This window comes from Acinetobacter soli, from assembly GCF_000760595.1.
Taxonomy (GTDB): Bacteria; Pseudomonadota; Gammaproteobacteria; order Pseudomonadales; family Moraxellaceae; genus Acinetobacter; species Acinetobacter soli.
Genome location: NZ_BBNM01000003.1, coordinates 1 through 15465 on the forward strand (window position 1 = coordinate 1; position 15465 = coordinate 15465).

The 15465-nt window shown below is 43.1% G+C and carries 17 protein-coding genes; 10 read left to right on the forward strand and 7 right to left on the reverse strand.

Features of this window, described 5'->3' with window-relative positions:
• Window positions 1-193 (forward strand): FAD-dependent oxidoreductase (locus Aso01_RS04475; protein ID WP_042065201.1); only part of this gene is annotated, 193 nt, incomplete at its 5' end.
• Window positions 194-375: 182 nt separating this feature from the next.
• Window positions 376-717, forward strand: a complete 342-nt coding sequence (locus Aso01_RS04480) for a hypothetical protein (protein ID WP_004936532.1) — start codon at window positions 376-378, stop codon at window positions 715-717.
• A gap of 44 nt (window positions 718-761) precedes the next feature.
• Here the strand turns inward: Aso01_RS04480 and grxD are convergent, their stop codons facing one another.
• Window positions 762-1103 (reverse strand): Grx4 family monothiol glutaredoxin, encoded by a 342-nt coding sequence (gene grxD / locus Aso01_RS04485; protein WP_004936530.1) that lies wholly within the window; start codon window positions 1101-1103, stop codon window positions 762-764.
• A 165-nt stretch (window positions 1104-1268) separates the two neighbouring features.
• Here grxD and Aso01_RS04490 point away from each other — a divergent pair, with 165 nt between their 5' ends.
• The gene (locus Aso01_RS04490) at window positions 1269-2483 is read left to right on the forward strand and encodes an aspartate aminotransferase family protein (RefSeq protein WP_004936527.1); all 1215 of its coding nucleotides are present in this window, start codon (window positions 1269-1271) and stop codon (window positions 2481-2483) included.
• A gap of 49 nt (window positions 2484-2532) precedes the next feature.
• Here the strand turns inward: Aso01_RS04490 and Aso01_RS04495 are convergent, their stop codons facing one another.
• The 3 genes from Aso01_RS04495 to surE form a co-directional block, all read right to left on the reverse strand.
• Window positions 2533-3462 (reverse strand): LysR family transcriptional regulator, encoded by a 930-nt coding sequence (locus Aso01_RS04495; RefSeq protein ID WP_004936521.1) that lies wholly within the window; start codon window positions 3460-3462, stop codon window positions 2533-2535.
• Between the two features lie 109 nt (window positions 3463-3571).
• Entirely contained in the window at window positions 3572-4405 is an 834-nt protein-coding gene (locus tag Aso01_RS04500; protein ID WP_004936518.1) for a peptidoglycan DD-metalloendopeptidase family protein, read from the reverse strand.
• 130 nt (window positions 4406-4535) lie between these two features.
• Window positions 4536-5303: a 5'/3'-nucleotidase SurE gene (gene surE, locus Aso01_RS04505; protein ID WP_004936515.1), complete on the reverse strand. Its 768-nt coding sequence runs from the start codon at window positions 5301-5303 to the stop codon at window positions 4536-4538.
• A gap of 248 nt (window positions 5304-5551) precedes the next feature.
• Between surE and Aso01_RS04510 the strand changes: the two genes are divergently transcribed.
• The 3 genes from Aso01_RS04510 (at window position 5552) to Aso01_RS04520 (ending at window position 7853) form a co-directional block, all read left to right on the forward strand.
• Window positions 5552-5950, forward strand: coding sequence for an MCR_0457 family protein (locus Aso01_RS04510; protein WP_004936512.1), 399 nt, complete (start codon window positions 5552-5554; stop codon window positions 5948-5950).
• A 117-nt stretch (window positions 5951-6067) separates the two neighbouring features.
• Complete coding sequence (dacC, locus tag Aso01_RS04515; RefSeq protein ID WP_004936509.1) at window positions 6068-7216, forward strand: D-alanyl-D-alanine carboxypeptidase PBP5/6; 1149 nt, start codon at window positions 6068-6070, stop codon at window positions 7214-7216.
• 91 nt (window positions 7217-7307) lie between these two features.
• A complete protein-coding gene (locus Aso01_RS04520) occupies window positions 7308-7853 on the forward strand; it encodes a gamma carbonic anhydrase family protein (protein WP_004936505.1) in 546 nt (181 codons plus the stop codon).
• A 46-nt stretch (window positions 7854-7899) separates the two neighbouring features.
• Here the strand turns inward: Aso01_RS04520 and Aso01_RS04525 are convergent, their stop codons facing one another.
• Window positions 7900-9183 carry an alpha/beta hydrolase gene (locus Aso01_RS04525; RefSeq protein WP_228127992.1) on the reverse strand — a complete coding sequence of 428 codons (1284 nt, stop codon included), beginning with the start codon at window positions 9181-9183 and terminating at the stop codon, window positions 7900-7902.
• Between the two features lie 340 nt (window positions 9184-9523).
• Here Aso01_RS04525 and Aso01_RS04530 point away from each other — a divergent pair, with 340 nt between their 5' ends.
• The 4 genes from Aso01_RS04530 to purB are packed head-to-tail and all read left to right on the forward strand — an operon-like array spanning window position 9524 to window position 13339.
• Window positions 9524-10012 (forward strand): NUDIX hydrolase, encoded by a 489-nt coding sequence (locus Aso01_RS04530; RefSeq protein WP_039910037.1) that lies wholly within the window; start codon window positions 9524-9526, stop codon window positions 10010-10012.
• Between the two features lie 4 nt (window positions 10013-10016).
• Window positions 10017-11150 carry a tRNA 2-thiouridine(34) synthase MnmA gene (mnmA, locus tag Aso01_RS04535; RefSeq protein WP_004936496.1) on the forward strand — a complete coding sequence of 378 codons (1134 nt, stop codon included), beginning with the start codon at window positions 10017-10019 and terminating at the stop codon, window positions 11148-11150.
• Window positions 11151-11163: 13 nt separating this feature from the next.
• Entirely contained in the window at window positions 11164-11895 is a 732-nt protein-coding gene (hflD, locus tag Aso01_RS04540) for a high frequency lysogenization protein HflD (RefSeq protein WP_004936491.1), read from the forward strand.
• A gap of 55 nt (window positions 11896-11950) precedes the next feature.
• On the forward strand, window positions 11951-13339 hold the full coding sequence (gene purB, locus Aso01_RS04545; protein WP_004936488.1) for an adenylosuccinate lyase: 1389 nt from the start codon (window positions 11951-11953) through the stop codon (window positions 13337-13339).
• A 100-nt stretch (window positions 13340-13439) separates the two neighbouring features.
• Here purB and sohB read toward each other — a convergent pair whose 3' ends face one another.
• Both sohB and pstB read right to left on the reverse strand, forming a co-directional pair.
• Window positions 13440-14402, reverse strand: coding sequence for a protease SohB (gene sohB / locus Aso01_RS04550; protein WP_004936485.1), 963 nt, complete (start codon window positions 14400-14402; stop codon window positions 13440-13442).
• A gap of 146 nt (window positions 14403-14548) precedes the next feature.
• On the reverse strand, window positions 14549-15457 hold the full coding sequence (pstB, locus tag Aso01_RS04555) for a phosphate ABC transporter ATP-binding protein PstB (RefSeq protein ID WP_004936484.1): 909 nt from the start codon (window positions 15455-15457) through the stop codon (window positions 14549-14551).
• Between the last annotated feature and the right edge of the window lie 8 nt (window positions 15458-15465).

Here is a 15465-nt window from a genome sequence, read left to right on the forward strand (position 1 = left end):
TTTCTTAAAAGGCACAGTGGATTTAAATACACGCGGTGAGATCATCATTGATGAGCGTAACGAAACCAATGTGAAGGGTGTATTTGCTGCAGGTGACTGTACCACGGTACCGTACAAGCAGATCATTATTGCAACAGGTGAAGGGGCAAAAGCGGCATTGTCTGCCTTCGATTATATTATTCGCAATGGTTAATTTTTTAACGCAAGTGTAGTTTTACCTTTTTATAAGGCTTATCTTCCCCGATGGATAAGCCTTTTTTTTTATTGCATTTTTAAACATTTTAATTACAAATTTAAATCAGTAGATAGCATAATTTTTAGCATAATGAATTAACTTCGATATCAATCGGATGCCTCACAAAAAGGAAATATACAATGAAAAAACTGATGATGATTGCAAGCTTGGCGGCCGCTGTGGCACTGGTGGGTTGTAGTAAAGAAAAAGCCCCTGAGACAGGCGCAACAACAGGCCAACATTTGGAAAATGCAGCAAATCAAGCAGGCCACGATATTAAAGATGCTTCACACAACGCAGCTCAAAAAATTGAATCGGCTACAGACAACGCTGCGGCTAAAATCGATGCTGCTGCCGATAAAGCAGCTGCTTCAACTGAAAATGCAGCTCAAAAAACTGAAGCTGCAACACGTGATGCGACTCATGATGCCGCTGCACATGTCGAGAAAGCAGCGAAAGATGTGAAAGAAGACAGTAAATAAAAACAAAAAAATCCCACAATAATGTGGGATTTTTTATATCAGCATTATGCTTCTGGAGCTGGACTATGCTGCTCGATTAATGGCTTTAACTCACCATTTTGGAACATTTCGAGCATGATGTCGCTGCCACCAACAAGTTCGCCATTGACCCATAATTGAGGGAATGTCGGCCAGTTTGCAATGCCCGGCAATGTTGCACGAATATCTGGATTTTCGAGAATATTGACATAAGCAAATGGTCGCCCAATTTGACTCAGCGCTTCAACTGCACGCGCAGAAAAACCACACTGTGGAAATTGTGGCGTACCTTTCATGTAAAGTAACACTGCATGTTTAGCAATTTGATCACGAATTAACGCTTCTGTATCACGCGCTTGTTCAGTCATAGATAAATCCTCAACTATTCTCAGGGCATTATACCTAAAAGTATACAATCCGTGTGCCTGATCCTAAGATTTCTTGCTTAATTTTCGTTTTATACTTTCTTTCCTGAAGAGTTTTTGCTTATATACCTTTTTTAATTCACTTCTTTTCACAGATAAGAGTACGATATGAATCACATCACCCTCGCCCCTGTACAACCTGATCAACCCACTCATTTGATGGCAACCTATGGCCGCCAAGCGATCAGTTTTGTGCGAGGCCGAGGATCTTATCTTTATACGGAAGATGGAACCGAGTATCTAGATGCCTTAACCGGGATTGCGGTCTGTGGACTGGGTCATGCACACCCTGTCATTGCCGAGGCGATCGCCGAACAGGCCGCGACGTTGGTACATACCAGTAATATCTTTGAAATTCCATGGCAAACGGCAGCAGCACAAAAGCTGGCTGAAGTTTCAGGCATGCACGAAATTTTCTTTTCAAACAGTGGTGCCGAGTCCAACGAAGGCGCAATCAAGATTGCGCGTAAGTTTGGCGCACAGCAAGGGATTCGCCAGCCTAAAATTATTGTGGCTGAAAAATCTTTTCATGGCCGTACCCTCGCCACTTTATCTGCAACTGGCAACAGTAAAGTACAAGAAGGCTTTTATCCATTGGTAGAAGGCTTTATACGCGTTCCTTTTGGTGATGTTGAAGCGATTCAAGAAGCTGCACTTCATCATCCTGATATCGTGGCTATTTTAATTGAACCGATTCAGGGCGAAGGCGGTATTAATACTGCACCTCAAGGTTTTAGCTATCTTGAAGAAGTGCGTGCATTGTGTAATCAACACAATTGGCTGATGATGTTAGACGAGATTCAAACTGGAAACGGCCGTACAGGAAAGTACTTTGCTTACCAGCACACCAATATTATTCCCGATGTTCTGACAACCGCTAAAGGCTTAGGCAATGGTTTTCCGGTGGGTGCTGTGATGACGCAAGGCAAAGCTGTTGGTCTGCTTGGGCCAGGTAGCCATGGTTCGACATATGGTGGAACAGTGCTGGGTTCACGAGTGGTTTACACCGTAATTGATACCATTCAAAAAGAGAATGTCATTGAAAATGCGGAAAAAGTGGGCAGTTATATTGTTGAACAGTTACGCGAACGTCTCGGAGAGTTTTCAGTTCAGGTGCGTGGCTTCGGTATGATGATTGGTATTGAATTACCTATGCCATGTGCAGATATCGTGCATAGTGCACGTGACAATTATAAGCTGATTGTCAATGTGACCGCAGGAAACGTAGTCCGTTTACTCCCTCCACTGAATATGACATTTAAACAAGCCGATGACCTTTTGGCGCGCTTAGTGCCGGCCATTACAGATTTTATCAAGGCCTAAATGAAATCAATCAAAAAAAGCCGCATCAGCGGCTTTTTTTATTCTGCGCTTAGCATGCTTCTAACAAATTACGACCGCCTGGAAGCTGGCCAAAATATTGTTTGAGAGCATCTAGACAACGATGAATTTTCATCGGTTGCTGTTCGCGCTTTTGAGTCAGTGCATACAAATTAAATGCAGGAAGGTTCCAATCCGGTAAGACCTCGACCAGCGAGCCATTGATCAATTCTTTTTGAACATCCAAATACAATATTCTGGCAACGCCGTGGCCTTGCTGGCATAGCGCTTTGGCGATAAATACGTTATTTGTTTGCAAACGATTTTTCATCTGAAGATCGACGCGTTCACCACTTGATGCGTGTTGAAACGAAAAATCTTGATAACCATTCATCAGATTAATTGGAATGAGATCATGATTCGCCAAATCTTCTGGGCGCGAAATTGGAGCCGATTGATTTAAATAACTTGGCGAGGCGACCAATACTTGATCGACACGCGCCATCGGAATGGCATTTAAACTCTGATCGTCTATACGTTGGCTCATCCGAATGGCTATATCAATCCGCCCTTCAATAAGATCTATATACCGATGATCAGCTTCAAAATGAACGGACAATCCGCGATGAGCAGACATCCAATGTGACAATGCAGGAATCACGTGGAATGCACCTAACTCTGGTGTCGTCGCAATGCGAAGATCCCCGATTAAATCATCCCTTAATTCGTTGATCCGAATTTTTCCACGCTCTGCAGCAGCGAGCATTTCTTGACAACTGTGGAAAAAAGCTTGTCCAGCCTCAGTTAAGCTTAACTTTCGGGTAGAGCGATGTAGCAGTGTAACATCCATCTCTTGCTCTAGTGACCGAATTTGCTGACTGACGGCACTGGTGGTGATACCTAAATTTCGGGCTGCACCACTGAACGAACTTTTCTCTACAACACAAGCAAATACTCCCATTGCTCGAAGTTGATCTAACATAAATTTCCCTCTGAACTTATGAGATGCTCCTTATCTAAATATGATAAAAGCAACTCGTTGTATTATACGGAGAAATCTATGCTTTGCATTATCTAATTCATAATTCCTATTAGTTAATTGGGATAATGTTGGCAGGATTAATCGGTTTACCATCTAAACGCACCTGAAACTCAAGCATCACGCGGTTTGTACCTGAAGAACCCATTTCAGCAATTTTTTGACCGGCCGTTACATTATCTCCGCTTTTTACGAGCATCTTGCTGTTATGTGCATACGCTGTAATATAGCCATCGACATGTTTAACAAGCACCAAGTTTCCATATTCTTTCAAGCCATCTGCCGCATATACCACCTGACCGTTTGCTGCTGCGAAGACTGGATCACCTTGGTTTCCACCATAGCGTATCCCTTTGATATTACTTGCCAAATTAAAGCTTTGAATGACTGGACCATTCGATGGTTTCATCCAGCGCAAAGTACTTGGTACAGGCGAAACAGGAACAACTGGCGCTGGTACAGTATTTACAGGCGTGGTGGTTCTTGGTGGAGTGGTTTGCGCCGTTGTGGTCGGTAAATTAATACTCTGGCGTTGAATAGGTGCAGATTGAACCATTGGCTGAGTAGTCACAGAGCGACGGCTTGCGGAGCCTTTCAAACGTAAAGATTGGTTTACATAAATGCGATATGGCGGTGCAATATCATTGAGCTCTGCCACATTTAAATAATTTAAACCATAGCGTGCGGCAATCCCGCTTAATGTATCACCTGAACGCACCGTATAGTAATCTGGCGCACTCGTATATCGAACTTGCTGATTTATCTGAGGTTTTGAGGCACATCCGGTGATTGCAAGTGTACCAGCAACCGCAGCAGACAACATTATTGTTTTGATGAAAGTATGGGCCGAAGCATTAAAATCCCGTTGTTGTCGAAGCAATTGCATTTATCTCCCTCTCGAATCAAGCAACACTAACAAATCGTTGCACTAAGATTACCAAAAAAGGATGAAGAAACGAGTCTCTTCACCTTTTTTTCACAAAGTTACAACACTTACAGCGCGGTCAGTTATAGCTCTAGCCTATATATGTTTGTAAGTCTTCTAAAATATTATAATTGGTTGCATCCATCTGAATCGGGGTAATGCTGACATAACCATTGGCGACTGCAAAGAAATCTGACTGGATATGCGACGGCGTTTTTCTTGGATCTGTAACAGCTTCCCCAGCAAGACCAATCCAATAGACCTGACGTCCACGCGGATCGACATGACTGGTAATTGGCTTGGCTTGACCACGTAACCCCTGATAGGTGACTTTTTCGCCTTTTAGCTCAGGCACGTCTGGAATATTGATATTGAGAATATGACGTGCCGGTAAATTTGGCAGTCCTTTTTTAATAAAGTCATGAACCCATTGTGCAGCAACGGCATATTCGTTGATATTTTCATAAGAACGCACATTACTGCCTGCCAGAGATACCGCAATCGCTGGCTGCTTCATCAAGCGTCCTTCAAATGCAGCACCCACCGTACCCGAGTACAGTACATCGTCACCTAAATTGGCGCCGCTGTTAATTCCGCTCACGACCAGATCAAACTCAAAATCAAACAAGCCGTTCATTGACAGATATACACAGTCGGCAGGAGTACCGTTGACCGCCCAGACATCTTGTGCAATTTGAATCGGACGCAGTGGTCGATCAAGCGTTAAGGCACTCGAGTAGCCACTGCGCTCACTTTCTGGTGCCACGATGACCACCCGCCCCAGCGGACGTAATGCTTTGGCTAATGCTTGAATTCCGGGAGCAAACACACCGTCGTCATTGGCTATTAAAATATTCACTTCAAGCAGACTCTATCTAATCAACGAAAACAAGGCTCCGATTATATCGCCATGTTCTTATCAATATTCAAGCCCCAAAGCGATGCACTGCGCAAAAATCATGCTGATTTTTAAGATGATTATGTACTCTTTTCATCTGTATGATTTTTCGATAAACCAACATCAAGTATACATTTTTGACTTTTATTCTTTTCAGATCACGGTACTCTAGTGAAATTACTGTATTTTAGATGTGATTTAGGTCAACAATGAAAAAATCGATTGCTTTACGTATTTCCTCCGCTTTGCTTGTTGTATCGAGTGCCCTATTACCCGTGGTTCACGCTGCCGATGCGAAAGATATGTCTGAAAATATTGAAGTGACACCGCAAGAAGGCATTACGCAAGAAGAGCTCGCAGCAATCCGTGTACTGCATGAAATTTGCCCAAAATTGGTTGCACAAGACAAAGCTGCATTTGAAACCGGCTACTCACGTTTGGTGAAAGACTATATGCCAAACGAAAGTAATCCAGATGAGGCATTAGAAAAACTCAGCAAACAAAAAAATTTCCAGAAGTTTTTAAAAGAAGCGCGTGCTGATGCCAAAAAGGCTGGTGATGAGCAAAATCGTGCTGTTTGCGAAGATGTAAAAGCATATAAGTCATAATTTAATCGTATTTACAATACTGTGTGAAATAAGCCGACTTTCCCGTAGAAGTCGGCTTTGCTTTATCCTAAAATGCTAGGCTCTTCTGCTTTACTCAAGATATTGGACCAACTAGAAATGACTCTAAAAAGCGCCCTTGCTGCACTCGTTCTTTTACCCTCATTTTCCTATGCAGCAACTGTGTTATCCACACCACCAGAATTAAATAACAAATCCTATGTCCTGATGGATTATGAAACCGGTCAAATTCTTGCATCTAAAAATGAAAATGAGCATCTTGCACCGGCTTCAATGACCAAAATGATGACCAGTTACATCATTGAGCAGAAGCTTTTAAAAGGAGAATTAACCGAAGGCGAACAGGTTCGTATGAATGAATCTGCATGGTGCCGCGGAAGTAGTTCAGAATCGTGTATGTATGTACCCTTAAATGGCACGGCAACAGTCCTTGAAATGTTGCGTGGTATTATTGTGCAATCGGGTAATGATGCTTCTAAAGCCATGGCAGAGCATGTGGCAGGCAATGAAGGTACATTTGCCCACATGATGAACCAAGAAGCCAAACGTTTAGGTATGGTGAATACCCACTTTATGAACTCGACTGGCTTGCCGGCAGAGGGCCATTATTCATCTGCCAAAGATATGGCACTGCTTGCACAGCACATCATTAAAGACAGTTCAAAGTACTACCCAATTTATTCAGAAAAAGAATTCACCTTTAACGGTATTAAGCAAGGTAACCGTAATGCATTGCTATACACCGACCCTAGCGTAGACGGTTTAAAAACTGGACACACCTCGGAAGCAGGTTACTGCCTCACCACATCGAGTAAACGTGGGCCAATGCGCTTGATTTCAGTTATTTTCGGAACCAACAGTGTTAATGAGCGTGCCAACCAAACCCGTACCCTTTTAGCATGGGGCTTTTCAAACTTTGAAACGGTAAACGTTCAACCTGCAAATCAAGTGCTTGCCAAGGCCAAAGTATGGTTTGGTAAAGAAAATGAAGTGCAGATTGGTTTGGCAGAAAACTTCAATGTCACCATGCCAAAAGGTCAGGCAGACAACATTAAAACCCAATTGGTTGTACAACCAAAATTGAATGCACCGCTACAAAAAGGTCAGGTTGTGGGCAAATTGGTTGCAACACTTGATGGTAAAGTGATTGCAGAAAAACCATTGGTGGCACTAAAACCAGTCGAAGAAGCGGGCTTTTTCTCGCGTTTGATCGACCATATCAAGCAGTTTTTTAGCAACCTGTTTTAATTGGTTGTAATAAAAATGAAGGCATTCTTGTTTTAAACATGAATGCCTTTTTTCTTTTATACTGTATAAAACTTAACGATATTGATCACTAATGAAAAAAAATATACGTCCTTATCTCGAACATCAACCTAAAATCGACTCAAGCTGTTACGTCGATGAAATGTCGGTTGTGATTGGTGATGTTCAACTGGCTGAACATGCGTCGGTCTGGCCATTTGCTGTGATTCGGGGCGATGTAAATCAGATTCGGATTGGTCGCAACAGTAATGTACAAGATCACTGCATGCTGCACGTAAGCCATAAAAATGAGACCAAGCCAAATGGTTCCCCTCTAATCATTGGTGAAGACGTTACCATTGGCCACCATGTAACCTTGCATGGCTGTACCATCGGAAATCGTGTTTTGGTTGGAATCAATACCGTGATTTTAGATGACGCGATGATTGAAGATGATGTCATGATTGGTGCAGGAAGCTTGGTTCCACCACGCAAACGACTTGAAAGTGGTTATTTATATGTGGGTAGCCCTGTGGTTCAAGTGCGTCCATTAACCGAAAAAGAAAAAGCATTTTTGCCTTATTCGGCACAGCATTATGTGAAGGTTAAAAATAACTATTTAAATCAATTAGAAACCTAAGCTATCCCCCCAAGATTGGCGCTTAAAATCTTGGGGGGATGTTTGCTTAAGGACGAGCCGGCATATAAGTCTGAATAAAATTCACTGCATCGGCGTTTTTATCGACGATCGCTTGGGTATGTGTAGCACCTGGTACGGTGAGTAACTGCACATTAGTTCCCTGTGCTTTCATCGCGTTATAGAGCGCGAGCGTAACAGGATACGGCACACTCATATCTGCGGTTCCCTGAATAATCATGATCGGTTTATCAATCTTTTTTGTGCCCGGCTGACTTGCCGCCAAGAATGATTTGATTTGCGCACTGGCTTCAAATTTCTGCTGATTTAATCCAGGATAATCCAGAAGCTTTTTACTTGGATTGTCACTTAAAAACTTAACAATATCTTGAGCAAATCGATAGCGTAGACTGTCTTGTGGCGCATTCACCGGATCTGTACTGTCAAGACACAATCCGTTTTCACCCGTACTTCCTTCTGCCATTTCAGCAATCAGTTGTGAGCGCGTATCACTAAAGATTTCTCTGTAGTTAAAACTTGGATCGGATGCCTTAATTCCGACTGCTGCAAATGCAGCATAGGTCAGTAAAGTTGCATAAGCCCCAATAGAGCCATTTTCTGCACGATAGGCCAAACTTGCACCGGCATCTAATTCTTTTTGTTCGGCAGCCGCAAGTGCAGCTGGTGCAACACTAAAAATAATCTGACCCAAACTCGATGCAGGTGCGCCTGCCACAGCGCCCTTAAAGTTAGCGTCATTATTAGCAAATTCAGCTGTTCCCAATGATGCCTGGCCACCTTGTGACTGACCAATCGACATCCATTGTTTATTAAGCTTGCTGCCATAATGTTCCTGTGCTGCCTTAACAGCCGAAATTGCAGAACGTGCTTCACTTTCAAGATGCAAATAAGGATGTATTCCTGGCGTTCCAAGTCCTTCATAATCTGGTGCCACAATCACGTACCCTGCAGCCAAAAGACTTTTAGCCAATGGATCTTTAAAGCGTGGCCCAAGTAGATTATTGGTAGGTGCACAGCTATCGCCCACACCTAAGGTTCCGTGTTCCCAGACCACAACGCGATAGCCATCTGCCGGCTGCGCAGTTTTCGGGAATAAAATCATTGCGGTTGCATTGACAGCGACATTTCTGACGCTTTGCATTTTATACGTCATGACCGTGATTGAAGCGGCTTCACCTAGTGAATCCTTTGCGTAAGCCGATTCTGATACATATGTAGATGAACCCACGCTACCAGATGAACTGTCATCATCATTACAAGCCGCCAGCATGAATACCGATAAGCATGAAAGTGCAAGCATCCGTTTTTTCAATATTTTTTGCATGATATTATTCCAGTTATTTTAATTTATACCCTAATCCTTAGGGGCTTCATTATAAAATCACATTTTGATCATACTTGAAACATTAATAGAAATTAAATCTGTCTACTCCTTCATGTTTTTGCATTACTCTATAGTCATTCTAAAGGTCTTAGCAAATGCTGGAGATTCTATATTTAGACTTAAAAGATTGCTTTAACACTATTTTTAATGCACCTTGAATGTGAGTTTTGCGTGCTTTTTACCTTAATGGCTCACTGCACCGCGTTATAGCCTAGCCACAAAGGTGCAAATTTTGTAGAATATGCGTTTTAAAATCATGGTGCTGTTTATGACTGCTTGGACACCTCATGTCACCGTTGCCACTGTTGTCGAAAAAAATGGCCGATTCTTATTGGTTGAAGAACACAGCGAAGGCTTCGTACATACCGTGTTTAACCAGCCCGCAGGCCATGTCGAAGCTGGCGAAACGCTCATTGATGCTGCGATTCGTGAGACTTTTGAAGAAACAGCGCATCGCGTGGCAATCGACCATTTACTTGGCATTTACAGCTATACGCCGCCTATGTTTCCAGATCACACCTATTATCGATTTTGTTTTTTGGCGCATGTGCTAGATGTCGATACAGAAGCACAACTCGACACCGATATCGTCGCTGCAGTCTGGATGACGCCAGATGAGCTTGAAGTTTCGGCACGTGCTCGAAGCCCGCTGGTTTTAAAAGCCATTCAAGATGCCTTGGCTGGAAAGAAATATCCTTTATCGCTCGTATATGAGCATCCTTTCGCTTCTCCCCTCACTTCTCAATTGGATGCCTAGTCCTATGCAACAACGTGTCATCGTCGGTATGTCTGGTGGTGTAGATTCATCTGTTTCTGCTGCACTTTTACTTCAACAGGGTTATCAGGTTGAAGGTCTTTTCATGAAAAACTGGGAAGAAGATGATGGAACCGAGTATTGCACAGCACTAGAAGATTTGGCTGATGCTCAGGCTGTGGCCGACAAAATTGGGATCAAGCTACATACTGCAAATTTTGCAATGGAATATTGGGACCGCGTATTTGAACACTTTTTAGCAGAATATGCTGCTGGGCGTACGCCTAACCCGGATATTTTGTGCAATAAAGAAATCAAGTTTCGAGCATTTTTAGATCACGCCATGACACTCGGCGCAGATTTTATTGCAACAGGCCACTATGCGCGTCGTGGTTCAAGTATGCAAAACTCACGTGGTGAAACGTATGCACCGTTATTGCGTGGTGTAGACAACAATAAAGATCAGACCTACTTCTTGCATGCTGTACATGGTCGCGAAATTAATAAAACTTTGTTCCCAGTAGGTGAAATCGAAAAGCCTGAAGTTCGCAAGATCGCTGAACAGTTGGATTTAGCCACTGCCAAGAAAAAAGATTCGACGGGTATCTGCTTTATTGGTGAACGCCGATTCAATGACTTCTTAAAGCAATATCTGCCAGCTCAGCCGGGTAAAATTGTACTCGATAATGGTAAAGACGTTGGTGAACATCATGGCTTGATGTACTATACGCTGGGTCAGCGTGGTGGTATTGGCTTGGGTGGCATGAAAGGCGCAAGCGAAGGTGCTTGGTTTGTATTGCACAAAGACTTGGAAAACAACCGTTTGGTGGTTGGTCAAGGTCATGAACATCCTTTGATGCAAAGTACCGCACTTTGGAGTGAAAATATTGATTGGGTGGCGGGTGAACAGGAAATTCCTGCTACAGGTTTCCGATGTACTGCAAAAACTCGCTACCGTCAGCCAGATCAAGCGTGTACAATTTACCGTGATGAACACAACGAAAACCGTATAAGAGTTGAGTTTGACCAACCGCAACGCGCCGTTACACCGGGTCAAAGTGTTGTTTTTTATTCGGATGAAATTTGTTTGGGTGGTGGTGTAATCCTCAATACCAACGCCCCAAAACCTGATTTTATATAAAGGGATCTTAGGCATGGTTGATACCCCTTTTCAACAGCCTCAATCATTGAATGTTCGTCAGAACCGTGCATTAGCGTTGGCGGGTGTCTTTCAAGCCACCCAGCTGACTCATATGACCGCCATGACCGGACAGCAAAGTATTGGGGAAAGCGGGAATTTTTATTTTGAGCAACTCATTAAAGCCAGCCTAAATATCCGACCTGCGGTGAACTCCTCAACACAAACACTGGACTTTTTCAATCAACTCGGCGATATCGCTCTTGGCCTCAAAACGCTTGAAAGCAGTATCAACCAACCATTTAGTCCCACGCCAAAAACAAAAATCCCCAAAATGCCAAGCGCCAAGCTGCCTATGTCGTATGCCATGGCGCTGCTTCATCTTGAAAAAAAGGTGTATAGCAATCCCGAATATGTGGCAATTATTGAAAAATCACAGCAAAAAATTCTCAAGCAATTGTCTTTTTTTGATCATAACTACTTACACTCCAGCATTATTGCAAATCTTGCCCAAGCCTATGTCGATACCGCAGGTCAGATTAACCCGCGGATTTTGGTACGCGGTAATGCAGAAGCATTTAAAGATGCCAATCATACCAATCGCATTCGTGCCTGCTTGTTTACCGGCTTGCAACTTGCACATCTGTGGCGCCAGCTCGGTGGTAGTTCATGGAACATGATTTTTAGCAAACGTAAATTGCTTCAAGATATTCAAACTCTCGCTCGCTTACAGTATCAAATGGTCTAGATCTGATGCTGCTGCGATTTTCGTTTTACGTCAATTCCCTGTTTAAGGAATCTCTATGAACGCTTTAACTGCCCTCTCTCCATTAGACGGACGTTATGCCAGCAAATGTGATGCTTTGCGCCCTTTTCTTTCTGAATTTGGTTTGATTCATGCTCGTGTGACAGTTGAAGTTCGCTGGTTACAAGCACTTGCGAACCACGCCGAAATCATTGAGATTGCTCCTTTTTCAGCTCAAACCAATGCAGCACTCGACGCAATCGTTGCAGATTTTTCTGAAGATGATGCGAACCGCATTAAAGAAATCGAACGCACCACCAACCACGATGTGAAAGCAGTTGAGTATTTCTTGAAAGAAAAAATTGCAAATATCGATGAACTCAAAAATGCAGGTGAATTCATTCACTTTGCATGTACTTCTGAAGACATCAATAACTTGTCACATGCTTTAATGCTTAAAAATGGTCGTGATGTACTTGTGGCGAGCATGAAAGACATCTTAAATGCAATTGCTGCGCTTGCAACCACGCATGCCGAACAGCCAATGTTGTCTCGTACACATGGCCAGACTGCCAGCCCAACCACGCTTGGTAAAGAAATGGCAAACGTGGCTTACCGTTTGGCACGTCAGATTAAACAATTTGAAAATGTTGAACTGCTTGGCAAAATCAATGGCGCGGTCGGTAACTACAATGCACACTTGTCGGCTTATCCATCGATTGACTGGGCTGCGCATGCGCAAGCATTTGTTGAATCTTTAGGCTTGAACTTCAACCCGTACACCACGCAAATCGAGCCACACGATTACATGGCCGAATTGTTTGATGCGCTACGTCGTTACAACACCATCTTGATCGATTTTAACCGCGACGTTTGGGGTTACATTTCGTTGGGTTATTTCAAGCAAAAGCTTAAAGATGGCGAAGTAGGTTCTTCAACCATGCCACACAAGGTCAATCCGATTGACTTTGAAAACTCAGAAGGTAACCTTGGTATTGCCAATGCGGTACTGGCACATTTGGGCGAGAAACTTCCAGTGTCACGCTGGCAGCGTGACCTGACCGATTCAACCGTATTGCGTAATATGGGTGTCGGTTTTGCTCAAAGTCTAATTGCTTTTGAAGCTTGCTTAAAAGGTATTGGTAAACTTGAACTCAACGCTGCTCGTCTTGCTGAAGATCTAGATCAAGCACAGGAAGTATTGGCTGAGCCAATTCAGACTGTAATGCGCCGTTACAACGTTGAAAAACCATATGAAAAGCTAAAAGCTTTAACACGCGGTCAAGCCATGACACGCGATATGATGGTGAACTTCGTCAATGGTGATGAATTGACTCAAGTACCGAGTGAAGATCGTGCACGTTTGGCTGAAATGACGCCAGCAAGCTATACCGGTAATGCAGCAGATCAAGCAAAACAAATTCATGACCTCATTGCCAAACTCTAAGTTGGTCTTCTAGTCATAAAAAAAGCGGAATTTAAATTCCGCTTTTTTTATTGCGTTCGTGAGTTACTACGCGTTTTTTTAAAAAAAATTATGCGCAAGATTAAAGCTTAGGATCGCGTAGCTGTACCAAATGACCATTGGCTTTGATCAAGGTGTCAGTAAGTTTGGACACTACAGCAGGAATCAGTGTATCTGCAATCTGGGCAGCTTGAAGACCTAATTTTTCACCAAGTGTTGGTTTTTTACGTGTTGTAATCACGAAAACATCATGCTGCGGCAACAAGCTCAGTAAATATTCATCTGAGGTTTGCAGCTTGTCGACCAGATTCAGATCAAGAGCATCTTGACCATACCAATGCTCACCCGTTGCAACTTTTTCAACATTGAGCTGTGGACGATACTTTTCTACAAAATGCTTAAATAATGCATGGGTTTGTTGAAGTTCTTGCTCGAATTTGGCTTTCCCTTCAGGGGTGTTTTCACCAAACATGGTCACGGTACGTTTATATTCACCGGCAGTATACAGCTCAAAATCTACATTATGTTCTTTGAGTAATCGATTGAAATTTGGCACCTGAGCCACCACACCAATCGAGCCTAAAATGGCAAAAGGCGCAGAAATAATTTCACTCGCAATACACGCCATCATGTAGCCGCCACTCGCCGCAACTTTATCGACCACGATGGTCAGATGAAAGCCCGCATCACGCAAACGTACCAACTGCGCAGCTGCCAGACCATAACCATGCACCATGCCACCCGGGCTTTCTAAACGCAGTACCACACGATCTTTACCAGATTTTGCAGTCGCCAGAATGAGCGTAATTTCTTCACGAAGCTGCTCAACAGCAGAAGCTTGTACATCACCTTTAAAATCGAGTACATACACTTTCTGGTTCTTTTTCTTACGTGCTTTGGCTTCTTTGGCAAGTTGTTGTGTGAGCTGTAACAGCTCAAGTTTAGATGCAGTGGTTTGTGCAATCTTTTTTCGTTGTTCATTTACACGTGCATTTAAATGTGTGACACGTAATTCGGCTGGTAATTTAGGTAAATGAAATAACATAGTTCGGCCATTCTCTAATTGCACATTATTTAGATAAAGATGAGGACATTCTTTAGAAAATTCAATATCTATTTTGAAAACAGTCAAGTTTACGCCCTATTTTTAGGCATAAAAAAAGGCCCGAAGGCCTTCTCCTATACGTTTCATCAACCGAAGCGTCCGGTAATGTAAGCCTCTGTCAATTGATGATCTGGCTGCGTGAAGACTTTTTCAGTTGAGTTCACTTCGATCAAATCACCCAAATGGAAGTACGCCGTACGATCTGAAACACGTGCCGCCTGCTGCATCGAGTGGGTAACAATGGCGATAGTGTACTGATGCGAAAGCTCTGAAATCAGTTCTTCAATTTTTGCCGTTGCAATCGGATCTAGTGCCGAACATGGCTCATCCATTAAAATCACATCTGGACTTACCGCAATGGTTCGTGCAATACATAAACGCTGTTGCTGACCACCCGAAAGACCAGTACCCGGCTGATTCAGACGATCTTTCACTTCATCCCACAAACCTGCTTTATGCAAGCTATTTTCAACAATTTCTTCAAGGTCGTATTTATCGCGCGCCAAACCGTGAAGCTTCGGGCCATATGCAACATTTTCAAAAATAGATTTTGGAAATGGGTTTGGCTTTTGGAACACCATGCCCACTTGAGCACGAAGCAACACAACATCCAGATTTGGATCATAAATGTCTTGGTTGTCGAGCAACACTTTACCTGTCACTCGGCAACTATCAATCGTGTCATTCATGCGGTTTAAGGTACGCAAAAAGGTCGATTTACCACAGCCCGATGGTCCGATAAAGGCAATCACTTCGTTTTCGTAAACTTCCAGATCGATCCCTTTAATGGCTTCACTTTCGCCATAATATACATGCACATCGCTGGTGCTGATCTTAATGGTTTTGTTTACGTCTTTTTTAGGTGATGTGTTCGGATCGATTGACACAAATGAACCATGACGTTTTTGTGGTGTATCTGTACCAGTAGACTGCATTTGTTCTGAGGTCACTGTCGTATCCTTTTCTACGGGACGGGTTGTATTCATAGTATTCATGATCTGTT

What these genes read in the sequence shown, in the direction of transcription:
- Aso01_RS04480 (WP_004936532.1), top strand. Translation starts at nt 376, where the DNA reads ATGAAAAAACTGATGATGATTGCAAGCTTGGCGGCCGCTGTGGCACTG.
- grxD (WP_004936530.1), bottom strand. Translation starts at nt 1,103, where the DNA reads ATGACTGAACAAGCGCGTGATACAGAAGCGTTAATTCGTGATCAAATT.
- Aso01_RS04490 (WP_004936527.1), top strand. Translation starts at nt 1,269, where the DNA reads ATGAATCACATCACCCTCGCCCCTGTACAACCTGATCAACCCACTCAT.
- Aso01_RS04495 (WP_004936521.1), bottom strand. Translation starts at nt 3,462, where the DNA reads ATGTTAGATCAACTTCGAGCAATGGGAGTATTTGCTTGTGTTGTAGAG.
- Aso01_RS04500 (WP_004936518.1), bottom strand. Translation starts at nt 4,405, where the DNA reads ATGCAATTGCTTCGACAACAACGGGATTTTAATGCTTCGGCCCATACT.
- Aso01_RS04510 (WP_004936512.1), top strand. Translation starts at nt 5,552, where the DNA reads ATGAAAAAATCGATTGCTTTACGTATTTCCTCCGCTTTGCTTGTTGTA.
- dacC (WP_004936509.1), top strand. Translation starts at nt 6,068, where the DNA reads ATGACTCTAAAAAGCGCCCTTGCTGCACTCGTTCTTTTACCCTCATTT.
- Aso01_RS04520 (WP_004936505.1), top strand. Translation starts at nt 7,308, where the DNA reads ATGAAAAAAAATATACGTCCTTATCTCGAACATCAACCTAAAATCGAC.
- Aso01_RS04530 (WP_039910037.1), top strand. Translation starts at nt 9,524, where the DNA reads ATGACTGCTTGGACACCTCATGTCACCGTTGCCACTGTTGTCGAAAAA.
- mnmA (WP_004936496.1), top strand. Translation starts at nt 10,017, where the DNA reads ATGCAACAACGTGTCATCGTCGGTATGTCTGGTGGTGTAGATTCATCT.
- hflD (WP_004936491.1), top strand. Translation starts at nt 11,164, where the DNA reads ATGGTTGATACCCCTTTTCAACAGCCTCAATCATTGAATGTTCGTCAG.
- purB (WP_004936488.1), top strand. Translation starts at nt 11,951, where the DNA reads ATGAACGCTTTAACTGCCCTCTCTCCATTAGACGGACGTTATGCCAGC.
- sohB (WP_004936485.1), bottom strand. Translation starts at nt 14,402, where the DNA reads ATGTTATTTCATTTACCTAAATTACCAGCCGAATTACGTGTCACACAT.
- pstB (WP_004936484.1), bottom strand. Translation starts at nt 15,457, where the DNA reads ATGAATACTATGAATACAACCCGTCCCGTAGAAAAGGATACGACAGTG.